The organism is Streptomyces sp. BRA346 (assembly GCF_052851135.1).
In genome coordinates this window covers 258,786-275,187 of sequence record NZ_JAIWIH010000035.1, presented here as the reverse complement: position 1 = coordinate 275,187, position 16,402 = coordinate 258,786, and the positions used below count along the sequence as shown (strand labels likewise).

The following is a 16,402-nucleotide window of genomic DNA, read 5'->3' as shown; positions in this document are numbered from 1 at the left end:
CTCGGTGCGGCGGTGGGTGCCTCGCGTGCGGCGGTGGACGCGGGCTGGTACCCGCACACCAACCAGGTGGGGCAGACGGGGAAGACCGTCTCCCCGCAGCTGTACATCGCGGCCGGTATTTCGGGTGCGATCCAGCACCGGGCCGGTATGCAGACCTCGAAGACCATCGTGGCGGTCAACAAGGATGCCGAGGCCCCGATCTTCGATCTGGTCGACTACGGCGTGGTCGGCGACCTCTTCGAGGTCGTCCCGCAGCTGACCGAGGAGGTCAAGACCCGCAAGGGCTGACGCCTGGGCCAGCGGGTCGCATCCGGCAGTGAGAGCAGGGGCACACCGGATTCGGCTTGTGCGGCCCGCCGTCTCCCGATTTACTTGGACGTCCTAGTAGTTCACTTTCGGTGACGGTGGTGCATCACGGGTCGTGGCGTGGTGGCTTCCGGCCGGAGGCGCGTCCGCTTGTTCGCTTCGTTCGCTCCCTCTCTGGAGGACACCTTGCCTGCTTCCGCCTCCGCCGACGCCCTGTACCGCTCGCAGCATCCGGTCCGGTTCGTCACGGCTTCGAGTCTCTTCGACGGGCACGACGCCGCGATCAACATCATGCGCCGCATCCTCCAGACCCAGGGCGTCGAGGTGGTGCACCTCGGGCACAACCGCTCGGTCGACGAGGTGGTGACGGCGGCGCTGGAGGAGGACGTCCAGGGCGTGGCCGTGAGCTCCTACCAGGGCGGGCACATCGAGTACTTCGAGTACCTGGTGGAGCTGCTGCGGGAGCGTGGCGCCGGACACGTGAAGGTCTTCGGTGGCGGCGGCGGGGTCATCGTCGCGGAGGAGATCGCCCGGCTGGCCCGGGCCGGGGTACGGATCTTCTCCCCGGAGGACGGCCAGCGCCTCGGCCTGGCCAAGATGATCAACTCGATGGTCGAGGAGTGCGACACCGCGCTGTGGGATCTGGCCCCGGTCGCGCCGGACCAGGTGCTGGCGGGGGAGCGGCCCGCGCTGGCCCGGCTGCTCACCGGCCTGGAGGCCGGTGCGGTGGCCGACCCGGAGCTACGCGTCGTGCGCGAGGCCGCGGCGTCCCACCGGACCCCGGTCCTCGGCATCACCGGCACCGGCGGCTCGGGAAAGTCCTCGCTGACGGACGAGCTGGTACGTCGGCTGCGCAGCGACCAGGACGGCAGGCTCAAGGTGGCGGTGCTGGCCGTGGACCCGACCCGGCGGCGCGGCGGGGGCGCCCTGCTGGGCGACCGGATCCGCATGAACTGCCTCGACGGCGACACGGTGTTCTTCCGCTCGCTCGCCACCCGCGCCGGACGCGAGGTTCCCGAGGGCCTGGCGGACGCCATCGCGGCCTGTCAGGCGGCCGGTTTCGACCTGGTGATCGTGGAGACGCCGGGCATCGGGCAGGGGGACGCCGCGATCGTCCCGTACGTGGACGTGTCGCTGTACGTGATGACACCGGAGTTCGGCGCGGCGTCCCAGCTGGAGAAGATCGACATGCTCGACTTCGCCGACGTGGTGGCCATCAACAAGTTCGAGCGGCGCGGAGCCAAGGACGCGCTGCGTGACGTGGGTCGGCAACTGGTGCGCAACCGCGAGGCGTTCGGGCAGCGGCCGGAGGACATGCCGGTGTTCGGGACCAGCGCGTCGACCTTCAACGACGACGGGGTCACCGCGCTGTACCAGCATCTGCGGGACTTGTTCGCCGAGCGCGGCCTGCCCGTGGTGCCCGGAGCGCTTCCCGAGGTGGCGGTGCGCCACTCCAGCGGCGCCACCCAGGTCGTGCCCCCGGCCCGGGTGCGTTACCTGGCGGAGATCGCCGAGACGGTGCGCGGCTATCACGAGCGGACCGACGTCCTGGCCGGGCAGGCCCGCCGGATCCAGCGGCTGGCGGCCGTCCGCGACGAGCTGGCGGCGGTCGGCGCGCGCACTGACGACGTCGAGAAGCTGCTGAAGGACGCGGAGGACACCTTCGCACCGGAAGCGCGCAACGCGCTGGCCGATTGGCCGCAGACCGTACGCGACTACTCCGGCGACGAGCTCGTCGTGACGTCACGCGACCGCGAGCTGCGGACCGCGCTGGTGCGCGAGTCACTGTCCGGGAGCAGGATTCCCCGGGTGGCGCTGCCGCGCCACACCGACCACGGAGAGCTGCTGCGGTTCCTCCGCGCCGAGAACCTTCCGGGGTTCTTCCCGTTCACCGCCGGGGTGTTCCCGTTCAAACGGGAGGGCGAGGACCCGGCGCGGATGTTCGCCGGTGAGGGCGATCCGTTCCGTACGAACCGCCGCTTCCACTACCTCTCCGAGGGCAGCGAGGCCACCCGGCTGTCCACGGCCTTCGACTCGGTCACCCTCTACGGCCGCGACCCCGACCTGCGTCCCGACATCTACGGCAAGGTCGGAACCTCGGGCGTGTCGGTGGCGACCCTGGAGGACATGAAGGCGCTGTACGACGGCTTCGACCTGACCTCGCCCACCACGTCGGTCTCCATGACGATCAACGGTCCGGCACCGACGATCCTCGCCTTCTTCCTCAACACCGCGATCGACCAGCGACTCGACGCCCACGCCACCGAGCACGGGCGCGAGCCGACCGCCGAGGAGGCCGAAGAGGTCCGGGCGCATGTCCTGCGCAGCGTCCGCGGCACCGTGCAGGCCGACATCCTCAAGGAGGACCAGGGCCAGAACACCTGCCTGTTCTCCACCGAGTTCAGCCTGCGGATGATGGCCGACATCCAGGAGTGGTTCATCGAGAAGGAGGTGCGCAACTTCTACTCGGTGTCCATATCCGGCTACCACATCGCCGAGGCCGGGGCCAACCCGATCAGCCAGCTCGCCTTCACCCTCGCCAACGGCTTCACCTACGTCGAGGCGTACCTCGCCCGCGGGATGCACATCGACGACTTCGCCCCCAACCTGTCGTTCTTCTTCTCCAACGGCATGGACCCGGAATACTCCGTGCTCGGCCGGGTGGCCCGCCGCATCTGGGCGGTGACCCTGCGGGAGCGCTACGGCGCGGGGACACGGGGCCAGAAGCTGAAGTACCACGTGCAGACCTCCGGGCGCTCCCTGCACGCCCAGGAGATGGACTTCAACGACATCCGCACCACCCTGCAAGCGCTGATCGCCATCTACGACAACTGCAACAGCCTGCACACCAACGCCTACGACGAGGCCGTCACCACCCCCACCGAGGACTCGGTGCGCCGCGCGCTCGCCATCCAGCTGATCATCAACCGGGAGTGGGGCCTGGCGATGAACGAGAACCCGTTGCAGGGCTCCTACGTCATCGACGAGCTCACCGACCTGGTGGAGGAGGCGGTGCTGAGCGAGTTCGAGCGGATCAGCGAGCGCGGCGGGGTGCTCGGCGCTATGGAGACCGGCTACCAACGCGGGCGCATCCAGGACGAGTCCATGCTGTACGAGCAGCGCAAGCACGACGGCACCCTGCCCATCATCGGCGTCAACACCTTCCGCCACCCCCACGCCGACGCCGAAGGGGGCGGGACGGACGTCGAGCTGGCCCGCGCCACCGAGGACGAGAAGCAGTCCCAGCTGAAGCGCGTCAGCGACTTCCAGGACCGCCACCGCGACCAGGCGCCCGCCGCCCTGGCCGCGCTCAAGGACGCCGCCACCAGCGGCCGCAACGTCTTCGCGGTGCTGATGGACGCCGCCCGGGTCTGCTCCCTCCAGCAGATCACCGAGGCCTTCTTCGAGGTCGGCGGGGAATACCGCCGCAACGTCTGACCGCGGGCCCGCCCGCCCCGACCACCCCGACCCCCGGACTTCGGAGCGCACCGTGACCGAAGCCGTCATCGTCAACGCCGTCCGCACCCCCGTCGGCCGCCGGTGCTCCCTGGCCTGCCACACCGGTCTCGCGCGCGGTCACCGGTGACGAGGCCGCCTGTTCCCGGGCGGCTCGGCCCCACGGTCGTCGGCGGGCTCGGTGGTGGCCGGGCGACGGTCCGCGGCGGCAAATCCGATCATCGCCGTCAGCAGCCCGAGCACCTGGCTGATGAGCCCGATCCAGGTGGTGAGCAGCGCCGCCGAATTGGCCACCACCTCCTGTGCGCCCTGGGCCAGCGGGCCCGAGGCGGGGCCCGGCGTGGCGGGCGCGGACTGCGGGGCGGGGCTGGTCGGCGGCGTGGTGGGCGGAGACGTGACCGGTGAGGTCGGCGGCGTGGTGGGCGGCGTGGTCGGCGGTGAGGTCGTCGGGCCGGACGTGGTGTCCGTGACGGTGGGATGCGGGCTGACCGTCCGTGTGGGATGCACCGTCAGGACGGTCAACCCGCCCGCCGACAGGAGCGTGCCGAAGCCGACCAGCACGAGCGTGACCAGCAGCAGGGCGGCCGGGAGCTTGAGGACGGCGAGGGTACCGGCTTGCGGGAGGCGCCACATGGGGCCACTGTACGAACTCGACGCCCTGATCCGATCACGCTGCGTTACGCCTGTCGGGGCAACGCAGCGCCTCCCCTGCTGACCCGCAACCGCGCTGGTGCGGCTCGGCTCAGTCCAGCGTGATGGTGGGCTTCCGCAGATCCAGCCATGCGGCCAGGTCGAGGGCGCGTTCGATGGCGGCGCGCTGCTGCGTGGTGATGGTCTCGCCCGGTGCGGCGATGGCCTGCTTCAGCGACTCGACGCGGCACAGGTCGAGGACCGGGTGCCCCGAGCTGATGAGGTCGCTCGCCTGCCCCTTGATGGCGGCCAGATAGGCGGGGTCGAAGCTGCCGGGGTAGCCGCTCTTCTTGCGGTTCGCCACCGACTCGGGCAGCACATCGCGGGTGGCCTCGCGCAGGATGCTCTTCTCCCGCCCGTCGAACGTCTTGAGCGACCACGGGGTGTTGAAGACGTAACTCACGAGCCGGTGGTCGCAGAACGGCACCCTGACCTCGAGGCCCACCGCCATGCTCATCCGGTCCTTGCGGTCGAGGAGCGTGTTGACCATGCGGGTGAGGTGCAGATAGGAAACCTGCCGCATGCGCTTCTCCAGGCCCGACTCGCCCTCCTTGAGGGGGACTTCCTTCAGCGCGGTGACGTAGTGGTCGCGGAGGTAGGTGTCCAGGTCGAGCCGGGCGGCGAGGTCGTCGGGCAGCAGGCTCGAGGTGTCCCCGAGCATCGGCCCCCCGGCGAGCCACGGGAAGGTGTCGGCCTCGCGCCGCTTGTCGTGGAACCACGGATAGCCGCCGAAGACCTCGTCGGCCGACTCTCCGGACAGCGCCACCGTCGACTGCTCGCGGACGGCCTTGAACAGCAGGTAGAGCGAGTTGTCCCGGTCGCCGAGCCCGGTGGGCAGGTCCCGGGCGGCGATGGCGGCCCGCCGGACGGCCGGGTCGGACAGGGCGGAGCCGTCGAGCACGATGTCCTGGTGGTCGCTCTTCACGTACTCGGCCACCGCGTGCACGTACGGCGTGTCGACGCTGGGCGCGACGTCGAGCGCGCGGAAGTTCTCCGCCTGGTCGGGGAAGTCGACGGCGAAGCTGCGCACGGTCTCGCCGTCCTCGGCGAGCCGGCGGGCGGCGAGCGAGGTCATCGCGGAGGAGTCGAGCCCGCCGGAGAGCAGGGTGCAGCGGGGCACGTCGGAGACGAGCTGGCGGGCGATGATGTCCTCCAGCAGCTCCCGCACATGGGCGACGGTCGCCTGCTGGTCGTCGGTGTGTTCGGACACCTCCAGGCGCCAGTACGCCCGCTCGCGCAGCCCGTTGCTGTCGACGACGGCCAGATGGCCGGGGCGCAGCTCCTTCATGCCCTTCCATATGGCCTCGCCGGGTGTCTTGGCGAACGAGAAGATCTCGCGCAGCCCGTCGATGCCGACCACGGGGGCGGCGAGCGGGTTGGCGAGGATGGCCTTGGGCTCGGAGCCGAAGAGCACGCCGTCGTCGGTCTCGTAGTAGTAGAACGGCTTGATGCCCAGCCGGTCCCGGACCATCACCAGCTTGTCGGCACGGGAGTCCCAGATGGCGAAGGCGTACATGCCGTTGAGCTTCTCGGTGAGGGCCTCGCCCCACTCCAGGTAGCCGCGCAGGACGACCTCGGTGTCGGAGTCGGTGGTGAAGCCGTGGCCCCTGCGGCGCAGTTCGTCGCGCAGCTCGGTGAAGTTGTACGCCTCACCGGAGTACACCAGGGTGACGGGGCCGTCGGCCGTCTCGACGGTCATGGGCTGGGCCCCGCCGGGCAGGTCGATGACGGCCAGCCTGCGATGGCCGAGCGCCGCCTTGCCGGTCACCCAGGTGCCCGCCGCGTCCGGGCCGCGGCACGCCATCGTCTCCGTCATGGTGTCGAGGAGTTGGCGGTGGGAGGTGAGGTCGCGGCGGTAGGAGACCCAGCCGGTGATGCCACACACGAGTGATCAACCCTTTCGATCGGGAGAGCAAACGGTTGCCTGAGATAACCATCTACCTCTCCGGAGGCGGATCGCTACCTTCCGCCGCCAACGCCGACGGGTGGCGTTTCTCACGCGTAAATTCCTGTTAAGGGAACGTTTCGCCTCGAACGCTGTCCGAAATCCAGCCCTTGGAAAGGGGTCCTACGGGAGGCTCACAGCGCATATGGGGGCGCTCAAGTGTTTTTCCAGCATATGTGTGGTTGTCCGGTGGTTCACACACGGTGCGGCAGGGGTCCATTCCTCGCGCCCTGGCGCAGGCCCTATGGGGCAAGCCCGACCACGCCCAAGGCGCGCAGCGCGCCATCGAGGCCACCGATCTGCTCCGCCGACTCGCCACCGGGACCCCCGGGAGATATCGCGGCGGCCTGGGCGACTGGCTGATGTTTCCGGCGATCCCCTACCTGCGGCAGTCCGGCCGACGGGACGACGCGCTCACGCGGGCGCGGGAAGCCGTGGACATCTTCACCGCACTCGACGCCACGGACCCCGCGGTCTACGGGCCGAAGCTGGCGGCGGCGAGGAAACTCGTCGCCGACATCCAGACCGAAGTGCCGTCCGGCTGACCCGCTCCCCGTGCGGCGCGGCCAAGCCTGCGGCGTGCGTCATGCCTGGACGGTGGGGCGGACGTTGATTTCGCCGATCTCGACATCGTCGGGCTGCTCGATGGCGAAGGCCACCGCGCGGGCTACCGCCGCCGGAGGGATGCCCACCGCGTCCATGTTCTTGCGCGTCTGCTCGCGGATGTGCGGGTCCGCCATGGAGTCGGCGAGATCGGTGCGGACGTATCCCGGCGAAATGGCGGTCGTCCGCACCACCCCGTCGGTGGACTCCGTGCGCAGCCCTTCGTGGACGGTGCGCACCGCGTTCTTGGTCGCGGCGTAGACGGCCATCGAGGGGGACACGGACAGACCGGCCACCGAGACGATGCTCACCAGGTGGCCCGACCCCTGCTCACGGAAGACGGGCAGCGCGGCGGCGACGCCGTTGAGCATGCCGCGAAGGTTGACATCGATCATCGCCGCCCAGCTTGCGGTGTCGAGGTCGGCCAGCGGGCTGATCGGGGCGATACCGGCGTTGTTCACCAGGACGTCCATACGGCCGTACTGGCCGACGGTGCTGGAGACCAGGCGGTGCAGGTCCTCGGCCTCGGTGACGTCGACGACGCATGTGGCGGCGCGGCCGCCCGCCTCCCGGATGTCCTCCGCTATGGCGTCGATGCGCTCGCTGCGGCGCGCCGCGAGGACGACCGTGGCGCCGCGCTCGGCGAGCAGACGGGCCGTGGCTTCGCCGATGCCGCCGCTCGCTCCGGTGATGGCGACGATCTTGTCGTGAAGAGAGAGCACTGCTGCCTCCAAGTAAAGTGGACACGTGTCCGCAGTGGGGAATCACCCTAGCGGACACGTGTCCACTTGTCACAGGATGAACATCAGGAGAGGCCCCATGAGCGCGTCAGCCCGTCGTCCGGATGCGGTGGAGAACCGGATCCGCATCGTGGAGGCCGCCCGCGCAGCCCTCGCCGAGTCCCACCACGTCCACCTCAACGAGATCGCCAAGCGCGCCGGGGTAGGACAGGGAACGCTCTACCGGAACTTCCCCAACCGCGAAGCGCTTCTCGCAGAGGTCTACCGGCGCGACGTCGAAGAACTCGTGAACGCGGCCTCCGCCCTGCTGACGGAACACGAGCCCGTGGAAGCCCTGCGCCACTGGCTCGACCGCGTGATCGACTACGCCGAGGTCAAACGCGGCGTCCTGGCGGCGCTCGAACCGGTGGCGTGGCAGGACCTCGTCGCCCACAGCCACAACCCCATCGAAGGCGCCCTCACCCAACTGCTGGACGCCGGGAAGGCGGCCGGTTCCCTCCGTACGGACGTGGACGCCCATGGGGTCCTGCTGCTCATCGCCTATCTCGGCCGACTGGACCGGGATGAGTGGGAATCCACGGCGCGGCCCCTGATGAGCGTCATCCTCGACGGCCTTCGCCGACCGGACGCGGTGCGGTGACCGATGTGGTGAATTCTCGTACTTCTTCTTCTAGGGCTCCTCAAGGCGTGCAACTGTCGCTCAGGAATGAGCGGAAGTGGGGAGGGATTCGAGTGGAGGATGACGAATGGCCAAAGCGCCCGTGGCGTGATCCTGCGTGGTGGCTGGTAGCGATTGCGGCTCTCGGATTAATTCATCAGATGATGGTGAACATGTTCCGGTAGGCCCGGCTCCCCATACCGGCTCGGCCCGCTCCCTCGCCTCACGCACCGGTCAGGTGACCAGCCGGAGGATGTCCGCCAGGCCCCGGTCGGCGGTGTGGCTTCCGGCCGGCAGGATGTAGGTGCGGAGCCCGCAGTACCCGCAGGGTGGGCTCGGTGTCCGAAGAGCCTTCGGCTCCGGCTCCGGAACAGGAAGTGGCGAGGAGGGCGGTGGCTGCGGCACCGACGACGAGGGTGTATCTCGAACGCTGATCCGCTACCTCGACAGCGACGTGGCGCTCGGCGCGGAGCCCGTCACATGGCCATCATGAGCAGCATCGCGGACATGGTTCCGCCCATCCCGATGTGCGCGGCCAGTGCCGCGTCCGGCGCCGCGCCGACCCTGCGCCGTCGGCCGTGGTTTCCCCGGTCCACCGCGCGGGCCTTGTCCCACACCGAGAGGGTCAGCGATACCAGGAACACCACCACGGTGTCCGGCATGGCCAGCAGCCAGCGCCCCCATGTGCGGCTTCGGCCGCTGTCACGGTCGGCGGGGACGTCCTCCCTGTTCGTTCCCCGGATCCGGGCCCAGACGGAGGCGCAGATGGACAACAGGAAGTACACCGCGAGCGCTGCGATCACGTAACGCCAGAAGGGGCCCGACGACATCGCGGTGGTGGAGTCGGCCGCGGTGGGCATGCCCGGCGTGTTCATTCCGTGCATCCCTCCCATGCCCTGCATCCCCTCCATGCCTTCCATGCCTTCCATGCCTTCCATGCCCTGAGCCGAGTCCATCCCGGGCATGTTCTCCATGCCCGGCATCCCGGCCATGGAGGAGCCGCCCAGCGCCAGCACCGGCCCGGAGGGCGTACTCGTCATGGCGAGTGTCATGATCACCATGCCGGCGCTGCCGACGATGAGATGCACCCAGTGGCGGCCGTGACCCCAGCCGCTTGCACGCGTGTGTTTGACGGCCATCATCACGCCGCCGAGAGTCAGGAGGGCGAATGCCGTTGCCCACCACATGCCGTAACCGCCGTACCAGGCTGCCGTTGAGGGCATGGCCATGACAGTCATGCACGCGCCCATCAGTGCATCGCCCCCCGCGGCGAAGCGGGTCTCCCCCCTGGTGGTCATCATGCGGACCAAGCTGACGGCGGCCACCAGTGCGGCGACCGCCGCTATGGACCAACTCAGAGTCTCCATCGTTGCGCTCCCTCTCCGTCCGAGTGCGGTCTCGGTGCCTCGTGCGGCATCGACTGCTGATCCCCTGAGTACGTAGGAGCTTAGGAGAGCGTTCAGCATTACCCCTACCGGGTATATTGGCGGGGTCGCCCACCGGGAGCAGAGAGGGGGAGCCATGACGACAGCCGCGTACGGTCGGGGCCGCGCCCGCGGTGGCGCCGTCCGCTGGGCGCGGGTCGCCGCTGTCGCACTGCTCGCCGCGCTCGCGGTGCTCCTCCACCACGAGACGAACAGCGCTTTCCCGCCCTCGGTGCGTGCCACCGTCATGACCGGTATGGCGGGCATGGCCCACGCCTCCTCGGCGACGATGTCCATGGACGGGGACGGGGACGGGCGCGACGGCCCGGCACGGGCTTCCGCCCCGGCCGCGCACGGTGACGACGCCGGCGCCTGTTCCGGCATGGCCATGCAGCACTGCTCGACCGCCGGCGTCGACGGCGTGGCGTACATGCCACCGAACGAGCCCTGGGGCGGCCGCGAGGGCGACGCGCACGCCACCCCGGCGGGTCGCTTCGTTCCCGGCGCGGTGAGTCGGGCGCCGCCCGACCTTTCCGTTCTCTCCCGATTGCTTCTGTAGGCCGCCTCCACGGCAGCTCCGCGTCCGTGGACGCGATCAGCCGTGCCCGCGTGCGACCGAACAGAAGGCACATCGAGAAGAGGACACCATCATCGTGAACAGCATCAACCGACGTTCCGTCCTGCTGACCGGGCTCGGCATCGCGGGCGCGGGCGCGCTCGCCGCCTGCGGTGGCTCCGGCGGCGAAGAGGGCGGGGCCACCGCCCTGGTCAAGCCGTCCGACCCGGCCGTGGCCGCCGCCGAGAAGAAGCGCACCAGCACCGGCACGGTGCACAAGCTGACCCTGACCGCCGCGCCCGCCATGCTGGAGCTCGGCGGCGGCGTCATGGCCAAGAGCTGGGCCTTCGGCGGTCAGGCCCCCGGCAAGGAGGTTCGGGTGTCGGCCGGTGACACCGTGGCCGCCGAGCTCTCCAACCAGCTGCCGAACAAGACGGCCACGTCCATCCACTGGCACGGCCTCGCGCTGCGCAATGACATGGACGGCGTCCCCCCGGCCACGCAGACTGCCGTACGGGCCGGAGCCGGTTTCACCTACCGCTTCATCGCCGAGACCCCCGGCACGTACTTCTTCCACCCACACGTCGGTGTCCAGCTCGACCGCGGGCTGCACGCACCGCTGATCGTGGAGGACCCGAAGGAGCCGCTGTCCTACGACGACGAATGGGTCGTCGTCCTGGACGACTGGGTCGACGGCGTCACCGGCACACCCGACGAGGTCTTCGCCGAACTGAAGCGGGGCATGGGCGGGATGGGCATGGGCGGCCACGACATGGGCGGCCATGACATGGGTGACATGGGCGGGATGGACATGAGCGGAGACAAGGGCGGGAAGAGCGCCTCACCGTCCGCGTCCGCCTCCGGCGACGGCATGTCGATGAAGTTCATGCTGATGGGCGCCGAGAGCGATCTGCTCGGTGGGGACGCCGGCGACGTGAAGTACCCGTACCACCTGGTCAATGGCCGTGTCCCGGCCGACCCGGACGTGTACACCGGCAAGCCCGGCAAGCGGGTCCGCCTGCGGATCATCAACGCGGGCGGCGACACCGCCTACCGCGTCGCGCTCGGTGGCCACCAGATGACCATCACCCACACCGACGGCTTCCCCGTCGAGCACCGGCGGGCCGACGCCCTGCTGATCGGCATGGGCGAGCGCTACGACGTACTGGTCACGCTCGCCGACGGCGTCTTCCCGCTCGTCGCACTCGCCGAGGGGAAGAACGCCAGTGGCATGGCCCTGGTCCGTACCGGCTCCGGCAGGGCCCCGAACGCCACCGTCCGCCCGAAGGAACTGAACGGCGCGGTCGTGACGGCCTCCCGGCTTCGCGCGGCCGACGACGTCCGGCTGCCGTCGAAGAAGGTCGACCGGGTGCACCGCATCGACCTGACCGGCGGTATGACGAAGTACAACTGGGCCATCAACGGCAAGCCGTTCGACATGAGCGATCCGACGGCCGCCCCCCTCGTGATCGAGGAAGGGCAGCGGGTCCGGCTCGACTTCACGAACCGCACGGGCATGTGGCACCCGATGCATCTGCACGGCCACACGTACCAGCTCGGGAGCTCCGGACCCCGCAAGGACACCGCGATCGTGCTGCCGAAGAAGAAGCTGTCCGTGATCTTCGACGCCGACAACCCCGGCCGGTGGATGCTGCATTGCCACAACGCCTACCACGGGGAGGCCGGGATGATGGCGCTCGTGGCCTATCGAGCCTGATGGCGCCGGAGGCTCCCGCCACGGTGGACGCCACCCGCCAAGTCCCCGTCGGCGAGCACGAATTCAGGGAGGCGATCACGCAACCCTGAGCGATTATTCTGAAGCCCATGCGACGCTTGGGAGATCTGGAAGCCGAGATCATGAATCGGTTGTGGGACTGGGGGCAGCCCGCGACGGTGCGTGAGATCGTCGACGACATCAACAAGAGTCGCCCCGTGGCCTACACGACGGTGACGACGGTGGCGGACACCCTGTACCGCAAGGGCTGGCTCATGCGCTGGAAGAACGGGCGGGCCTGGACGTACGAGCCCGTACGCAGCCGTGAGGATTACACCGTGGGCCTGATGCAGGATGCACTGGGCAGCAGCGCCGACCGGCAGGCGGCGCTGCTGCGCTTCGTCGAGCACATGTCCGCGGAGGATGCCCGGACGCTGGACGAAGCCCTGCGCACCGTTGGGCGCTACGAGTCCGGCGGGGCCGCGGGTACGGGCGGCGGCGTGTCGGCGTGAATCACCACATCGTGCCGCCGCTGATCACGGCGCTCTTCACCGGGCTGGCGTTACCCTGCCTGCTGGCACGGGCGCGCTGGGTCCGGTCGGCGCCCCGGCTCGCCCTCGCGACCTGGGGAGCCCTGGCGGCCACGTTCACCGGGGCGGTCGTGACGGGCGTGCTGACGCTGCTCCTGCCGTACGACAACGCGCACCGGATGGTTCGCCGAGTGGCGGGCTGCGTGCCGGGGGACGGCCAGGGGTGCCACCCGGGCCCGCACGGCACCGCGGATCTCGTGGCACTGATCGCGTCAGCCGCGGTACTGGCGCTGCCGACGGGTGCCCTTTTCTGGGAACTGCTGAAGGCACGGCGTCGGCGGGCCCGGCATGCGGAGGGCCTCCGCATGATCGGCCGACGGGACGCCGGCCTGCGGGCCACCGTGGTCCCGCACCCCGAGCCCATGGTCTACTGCCTGCCGGGGCGCGCCGCGCAGATCGTGGTGACCACCGGCGCCCTGCACATCCTCACCGACGCGCAACTCGCCGCCGCGCTGCGGCACGAGCGGGCCCACATCGCGGGTCGCCACCACGTGATGATCGGGGCCTGTGAGGCGTTCGGCCGGGTGTTCCCGGGCCTGCCGCTCACGCGTCGGGCGCGCTCGGAGGTTCCGCTGCTGCTGGAGATGGCCGCCGATGACCACGCGCTGCGCCGCTGCACACGTGATGTCCTGGCCACCGCGCTCTACTCGATGGCCACCGCCCGGATGACGGAGAAGGCCGCCCTGGCGGCGGGCGGGCCCTCCACGGCCATCCGGATCGCACGCATCCTCGCCGGGCGCCGCGGCGGCCACCCGGTCCTGGCCTGCCTCATGGCCGTCGGGGGCACGGCCATCGCTCTGATGCCCCTTGCCACGACCTGCTGCTTCATCCTGCCGTGAGGTGACGGCGGTCAGCCGGCCGCCGCGTCCTGGCAGCCGACCAGCTCGACCGCCGTGGCGCGGCCCGTCGTACGCAGTTCCACGACCTTGTCCACGCTGCCCTGCCGCTCCGCGAAGCCGACGTCCTTGCGGCCGACTTCGCGGCCCGCCTCGGACAGCGAACGCAGCGTGCACACCACGACCGTGTCGGTGTCCTTGCGGACGGACAGGTGGGCCTGGGCCGACGTGTCGGAAACGACCTCGAAGGCGATCAGCTCACCGCTGTAGTCCTGGCCCGTGAGGTACGCGGTGCCGCTCCAGACGATGAAGGCGAGGAAGGCGGTGCCGAGGACGGCCCCGGCGATCTTCAGCGTGCGGTCCTTGCGGGCATCGGCGGAGCGGTCGTCGGCGCGAGCCAGGGCAAGGACGGGCGTGGCGTCGACGGAGCCGACAGGACTGCCAGGGCTGACAGGGCTGACCGGGCCGGTTGGACCGGCGCCCGCCGCATCGCTCCGGGCCTCCCTCTCCCGGCGGTAGAGGCGGAACCACATGAAGAGGACGAAGCCCGCGAAGACGAACCACTCCCCGGTGTAGCCGAGGTTCTGGAACGCCTTGAGGTCCAGGCCGGTGCCCTGCACGGCGGCCGGTGGGACCGCACGGAGTCCGCCGGCCGTCTCCGGAAGGGTGAGCCACGCGTCGTACACCTCGTACGGCACGACGTTGACCAGCGAGGCGGCACTGATGATGCCGATCCGCCCCGGCGAGAGGCCACCCACCCGTACGCCCTTGGTGCGCTGATTCTCCGGCGCCTGGAGCACGCCGGTGACGGTCACCGTACCCGCGGGCGGGGCGGGGACCTCCGCCGACCGGGCCGCGCCGGGGAGCCAGCCGCGGACCACCGGCAGCGCGGCCCCGCCCTCCGTACGCAACACGGACAAGGCGAAGAAGCCGCGTTCGCCTTCCAGCCGCCGGTCCGGTACGAGAAACTCGGCACCGGGGTCGTACCGGCCGGTGGCCGTGGCGAGCCGACCCACGGTGCCCGCCGTCACGGGCAGCATGCCGGTCAGCGGTGCGGCCGGTGCGTCCCGCGCCTTCCGCTGCTCCTGATGGAATGCGACGCGCGCCGAGAAGCGGTCGAGCTGCCAACTGCCCATGACGAGGCAGAAGGGCACGGCGAGGACGACGAAGAGGTTGATGCCCCACCATCGGGGAGTGAGCAGGAAGTGCTTCATGTCGGGTCCATTCACGACTTTCTGGTTCAAGGTTGTGCGTGCACGCCCGCCGTGGACACCGCGGCCGGCCCCGACCAGTCGTCGTCCTCGTCGGCCAGCCGGGCGAGCAGGCGCCGGTAGGAGCGGAGCATGTCGTCCATCAGCCCGGCCGGGAAGAGTTCGTCCACGGCGTCCCAGGCCAGCAGCACCGCGTCGTCGATTTTGTAGACCTGGTGGTCGAGCCAGACCTGCGGCGTCTGGGAGAGCATCCAGTTCCATTCGCCGAGCTCGGCCCGGACCTCGGGACGGACGAACGCCGAGCCGAGGTTGCAGGCGAAGACCACGGGGGCGGCGGCGCGCTTCCCGTTGTGGGCCCGCCGCAGGTCCTGGAGCACGTTCAGGGTGGAGTACTGGGCGTGCGAGGCGTTCTCCTGGAGTTGCCGCTGGAGGTCCCGTACGCGCTGCGCGAAGGGCAGGGGCTCCCGGAGGTCCACGCGCAGCAGCACGAGGTTGGTGAAGTCGGCGACCATGTCGTGCACTGCCGGGGCCAGTGGCTGCCGGTCGAACAGCGGCACGTTGAGCAGGAAATCCCGCTCCGTGCTCCAGGCGCCCAGCACCTCGGCGTACGCGGTCGCGAGGACCATCGCGGACGTCAGCCCGTGTTCGCGGGCACGGCGGGTGATGCGCTGCCAGTCGGCCGCCCCGAGCGTGAAGCCGCGCCGGGAGAACACCGGTTCGGTGACCTCCTCGGGGCGTACCGCGAGCGGCAGCCGGGGGCCGGAGAGGGGGAGTTCGGACAGTCGTCCACGCCAGAACTCCCGCGCCACGGCGAGCGGGCTGTCCGCCGCGCCGGGGGCGCCGCACGAGGCGCGGTAGTCGTCCAGATACTGCGGGAATCCGTACCCGGGCTCCGCAGGCAGGCGCTCCGGGCCCGCGTACGCCGTCGCGAGGTCGGCGAGGACGATCTCGATGCTGGCGACGTCCGCCACCAGCAGATCGATGTTGATGTGGATGCGGGTGCGCTCGTCCGGCAGCAGGGAGAGCTGTACGTCGAACACCTCGCCGGCGGCGACGTCGAGAACCCGGTGGGACAGGCTCGCGCGCAGGTCCTCGAGGTGCCGCTCGGCCTTGTCGGCGCCGGACGCCGTGACATCGTGAACGCGGAGTCCCGGCCAGGGGCTCTCGGGGAGGATCTGCTGCCGCCCGTCTTCCAGGAACCTGGCGCGCAGCATGCCGTGCCGGGCGAACACCCGCCGTACGGCCGTCTCCAGCCGGTCCGGCCGGATGCCGGTGCCGTCGAGTTCGAGGTAGGCGTGGCAGCCGACGCCGCCGAGGGCCATCCCGTCGCGGCGGCCGATCCAGTAGGCCCGCTGCACGGGGGTGAGGTCGAAGGGCGCGCCGGTGTCGACGGGCGGCCGCTTCGTACGCGCCGCGGGCGCGGTGGTGTCCCGCGGGTCGGTCCGGTGCGCGGTCAGCAGCGCGTGCCAGCGCTCCACGGTCGGATCCTCCGCGAGCTGGCGGAAGGTCACGGCCGAGCCGGCGCGCCGCCAGCCGCCCGCCAGCCGCATCATCCTGATGGAGTCCATCCCGGCGGCGATGAGATTCGCCGAATCGGTGATCGTCTCGGGGTCCGCCGAGAGAACCGCGGCGGCCGCGCGCCGGATGTCGTCTTTCGACAGTTCGGTCATGCC

General features: G+C 70.3%; 14 protein-coding genes and 1 pseudogene. 8 read left to right on the top strand and 7 right to left on the bottom strand.

Annotation, left to right across the window (positions count from 1 at the left end; all coding sequences use genetic code 11):
- The coding region (locus LCH29_RS33485) for an electron transfer flavoprotein subunit alpha/FixB family protein (RefSeq protein ID WP_446464926.1) at nt 1-288 on the top strand (288 nt) is incomplete at its 5' end.
- 204 nt (nt 289-492) lie between these two features.
- Complete coding sequence (gene icmF, locus LCH29_RS33480; RefSeq protein WP_446465444.1) at nt 493-3,744, top strand: fused isobutyryl-CoA mutase/GTPase IcmF; 3,252 nt, start codon at nt 493-495, stop codon at nt 3,742-3,744.
- 138 nt (nt 3,745-3,882) lie between these two features.
- On the opposite strand, the gene LCH29_RS33475 is transcribed toward icmF, so the two are convergent.
- Together LCH29_RS33475 and asnB are read right to left on the bottom strand one after the other, a co-directional pair.
- Entirely contained in the window at nt 3,883-4,395 is a 513-nt protein-coding gene (locus LCH29_RS33475) for a hypothetical protein (protein ID WP_446465443.1), read from the bottom strand.
- 109 nt (nt 4,396-4,504) lie between these two features.
- Nucleotides 4,505-6,337: an asparagine synthase (glutamine-hydrolyzing) gene (gene asnB / locus LCH29_RS33470; RefSeq protein WP_446465442.1), complete on the bottom strand. Its 1,833-nt coding sequence runs from the start codon at nt 6,335-6,337 to the stop codon at nt 4,505-4,507.
- Nucleotides 6,338-6,579: 242 nt separating this feature from the next.
- Here asnB and LCH29_RS33465 point away from each other — a divergent pair, with 242 nt between their 5' ends.
- Complete coding sequence (locus LCH29_RS33465; RefSeq protein ID WP_446465441.1) at nt 6,580-6,942, top strand: hypothetical protein; 363 nt, start codon at nt 6,580-6,582, stop codon at nt 6,940-6,942.
- Between the two features lie 39 nt (nt 6,943-6,981).
- On the opposite strand, the gene LCH29_RS33460 is transcribed toward LCH29_RS33465, so the two are convergent.
- Nucleotides 6,982-7,722, bottom strand: a complete 741-nt coding sequence (locus tag LCH29_RS33460; RefSeq protein ID WP_446465440.1) for an SDR family oxidoreductase — start codon at nt 7,720-7,722, stop codon at nt 6,982-6,984.
- Between the two features lie 97 nt (nt 7,723-7,819).
- Between LCH29_RS33460 and LCH29_RS33455 the strand changes: the two genes are divergently transcribed.
- Nucleotides 7,820-8,380: a TetR/AcrR family transcriptional regulator gene (locus LCH29_RS33455; RefSeq protein ID WP_446465439.1), complete on the top strand. Its 561-nt coding sequence runs from the start codon at nt 7,820-7,822 to the stop codon at nt 8,378-8,380.
- Nucleotides 8,381-8,874: 494 nt separating this feature from the next.
- Here LCH29_RS33455 and LCH29_RS33450 read toward each other — a convergent pair whose 3' ends face one another.
- Nucleotides 8,875-9,723 (bottom strand): DUF5134 domain-containing protein, encoded by an 849-nt coding sequence (locus tag LCH29_RS33450; protein ID WP_446465438.1) that lies wholly within the window; start codon nt 9,721-9,723, stop codon nt 8,875-8,877.
- A 196-nt stretch (nt 9,724-9,919) separates the two neighbouring features.
- On the opposite strand from LCH29_RS33450, the gene LCH29_RS33445 reads away from it, so the two are divergent.
- From LCH29_RS33445 to LCH29_RS33430, 4 genes are all read left to right on the top strand, one after another.
- The gene (locus LCH29_RS33445) at nt 9,920-10,381 is read left to right on the top strand and encodes a hypothetical protein (RefSeq protein ID WP_446465437.1); all 462 of its coding nucleotides are present in this window, start codon (nt 9,920-9,922) and stop codon (nt 10,379-10,381) included.
- A 94-nt stretch (nt 10,382-10,475) separates the two neighbouring features.
- Entirely contained in the window at nt 10,476-12,095 is a 1,620-nt protein-coding gene (locus tag LCH29_RS33440) for a multicopper oxidase family protein (protein WP_446465436.1), read from the top strand.
- A 107-nt stretch (nt 12,096-12,202) separates the two neighbouring features.
- The gene (locus LCH29_RS33435) at nt 12,203-12,604 is read left to right on the top strand and encodes a BlaI/MecI/CopY family transcriptional regulator (protein ID WP_446465435.1); all 402 of its coding nucleotides are present in this window, start codon (nt 12,203-12,205) and stop codon (nt 12,602-12,604) included.
- Nucleotides 12,601-13,521 carry a M56 family metallopeptidase gene (locus LCH29_RS33430; protein WP_446465434.1) on the top strand — a complete coding sequence of 307 codons (921 nt, stop codon included), beginning with the start codon at nt 12,601-12,603 and terminating at the stop codon, nt 13,519-13,521. Before LCH29_RS33435 ends, LCH29_RS33430 begins: the two co-directional genes overlap by 4 nt.
- 11 nt (nt 13,522-13,532) lie before the next feature.
- Here the strand turns inward: LCH29_RS33430 and LCH29_RS33425 are convergent, their stop codons facing one another.
- From LCH29_RS33425 to LCH29_RS33415, 3 genes and pseudogenes are all read right to left on the bottom strand, one after another.
- Nucleotides 13,533-13,871, bottom strand: coding sequence for a DUF4307 domain-containing protein (locus LCH29_RS33425; protein WP_446465453.1), 339 nt, complete (start codon nt 13,869-13,871; stop codon nt 13,533-13,535).
- A gap of 9 nt (nt 13,872-13,880) precedes the next feature.
- Nucleotides 13,881-14,732 (bottom strand): annotated as a pseudogene (locus LCH29_RS33420) (SURF1 family protein); the annotation flags it as partial.
- Nucleotides 14,733-14,758: 26 nt separating this feature from the next.
- Nucleotides 14,759-16,399 (bottom strand): condensation domain-containing protein, encoded by a 1,641-nt coding sequence (locus tag LCH29_RS33415; protein ID WP_446465433.1) that lies wholly within the window; start codon nt 16,397-16,399, stop codon nt 14,759-14,761.
- Nucleotides 16,400-16,402 lie beyond the last annotated feature (3 nt).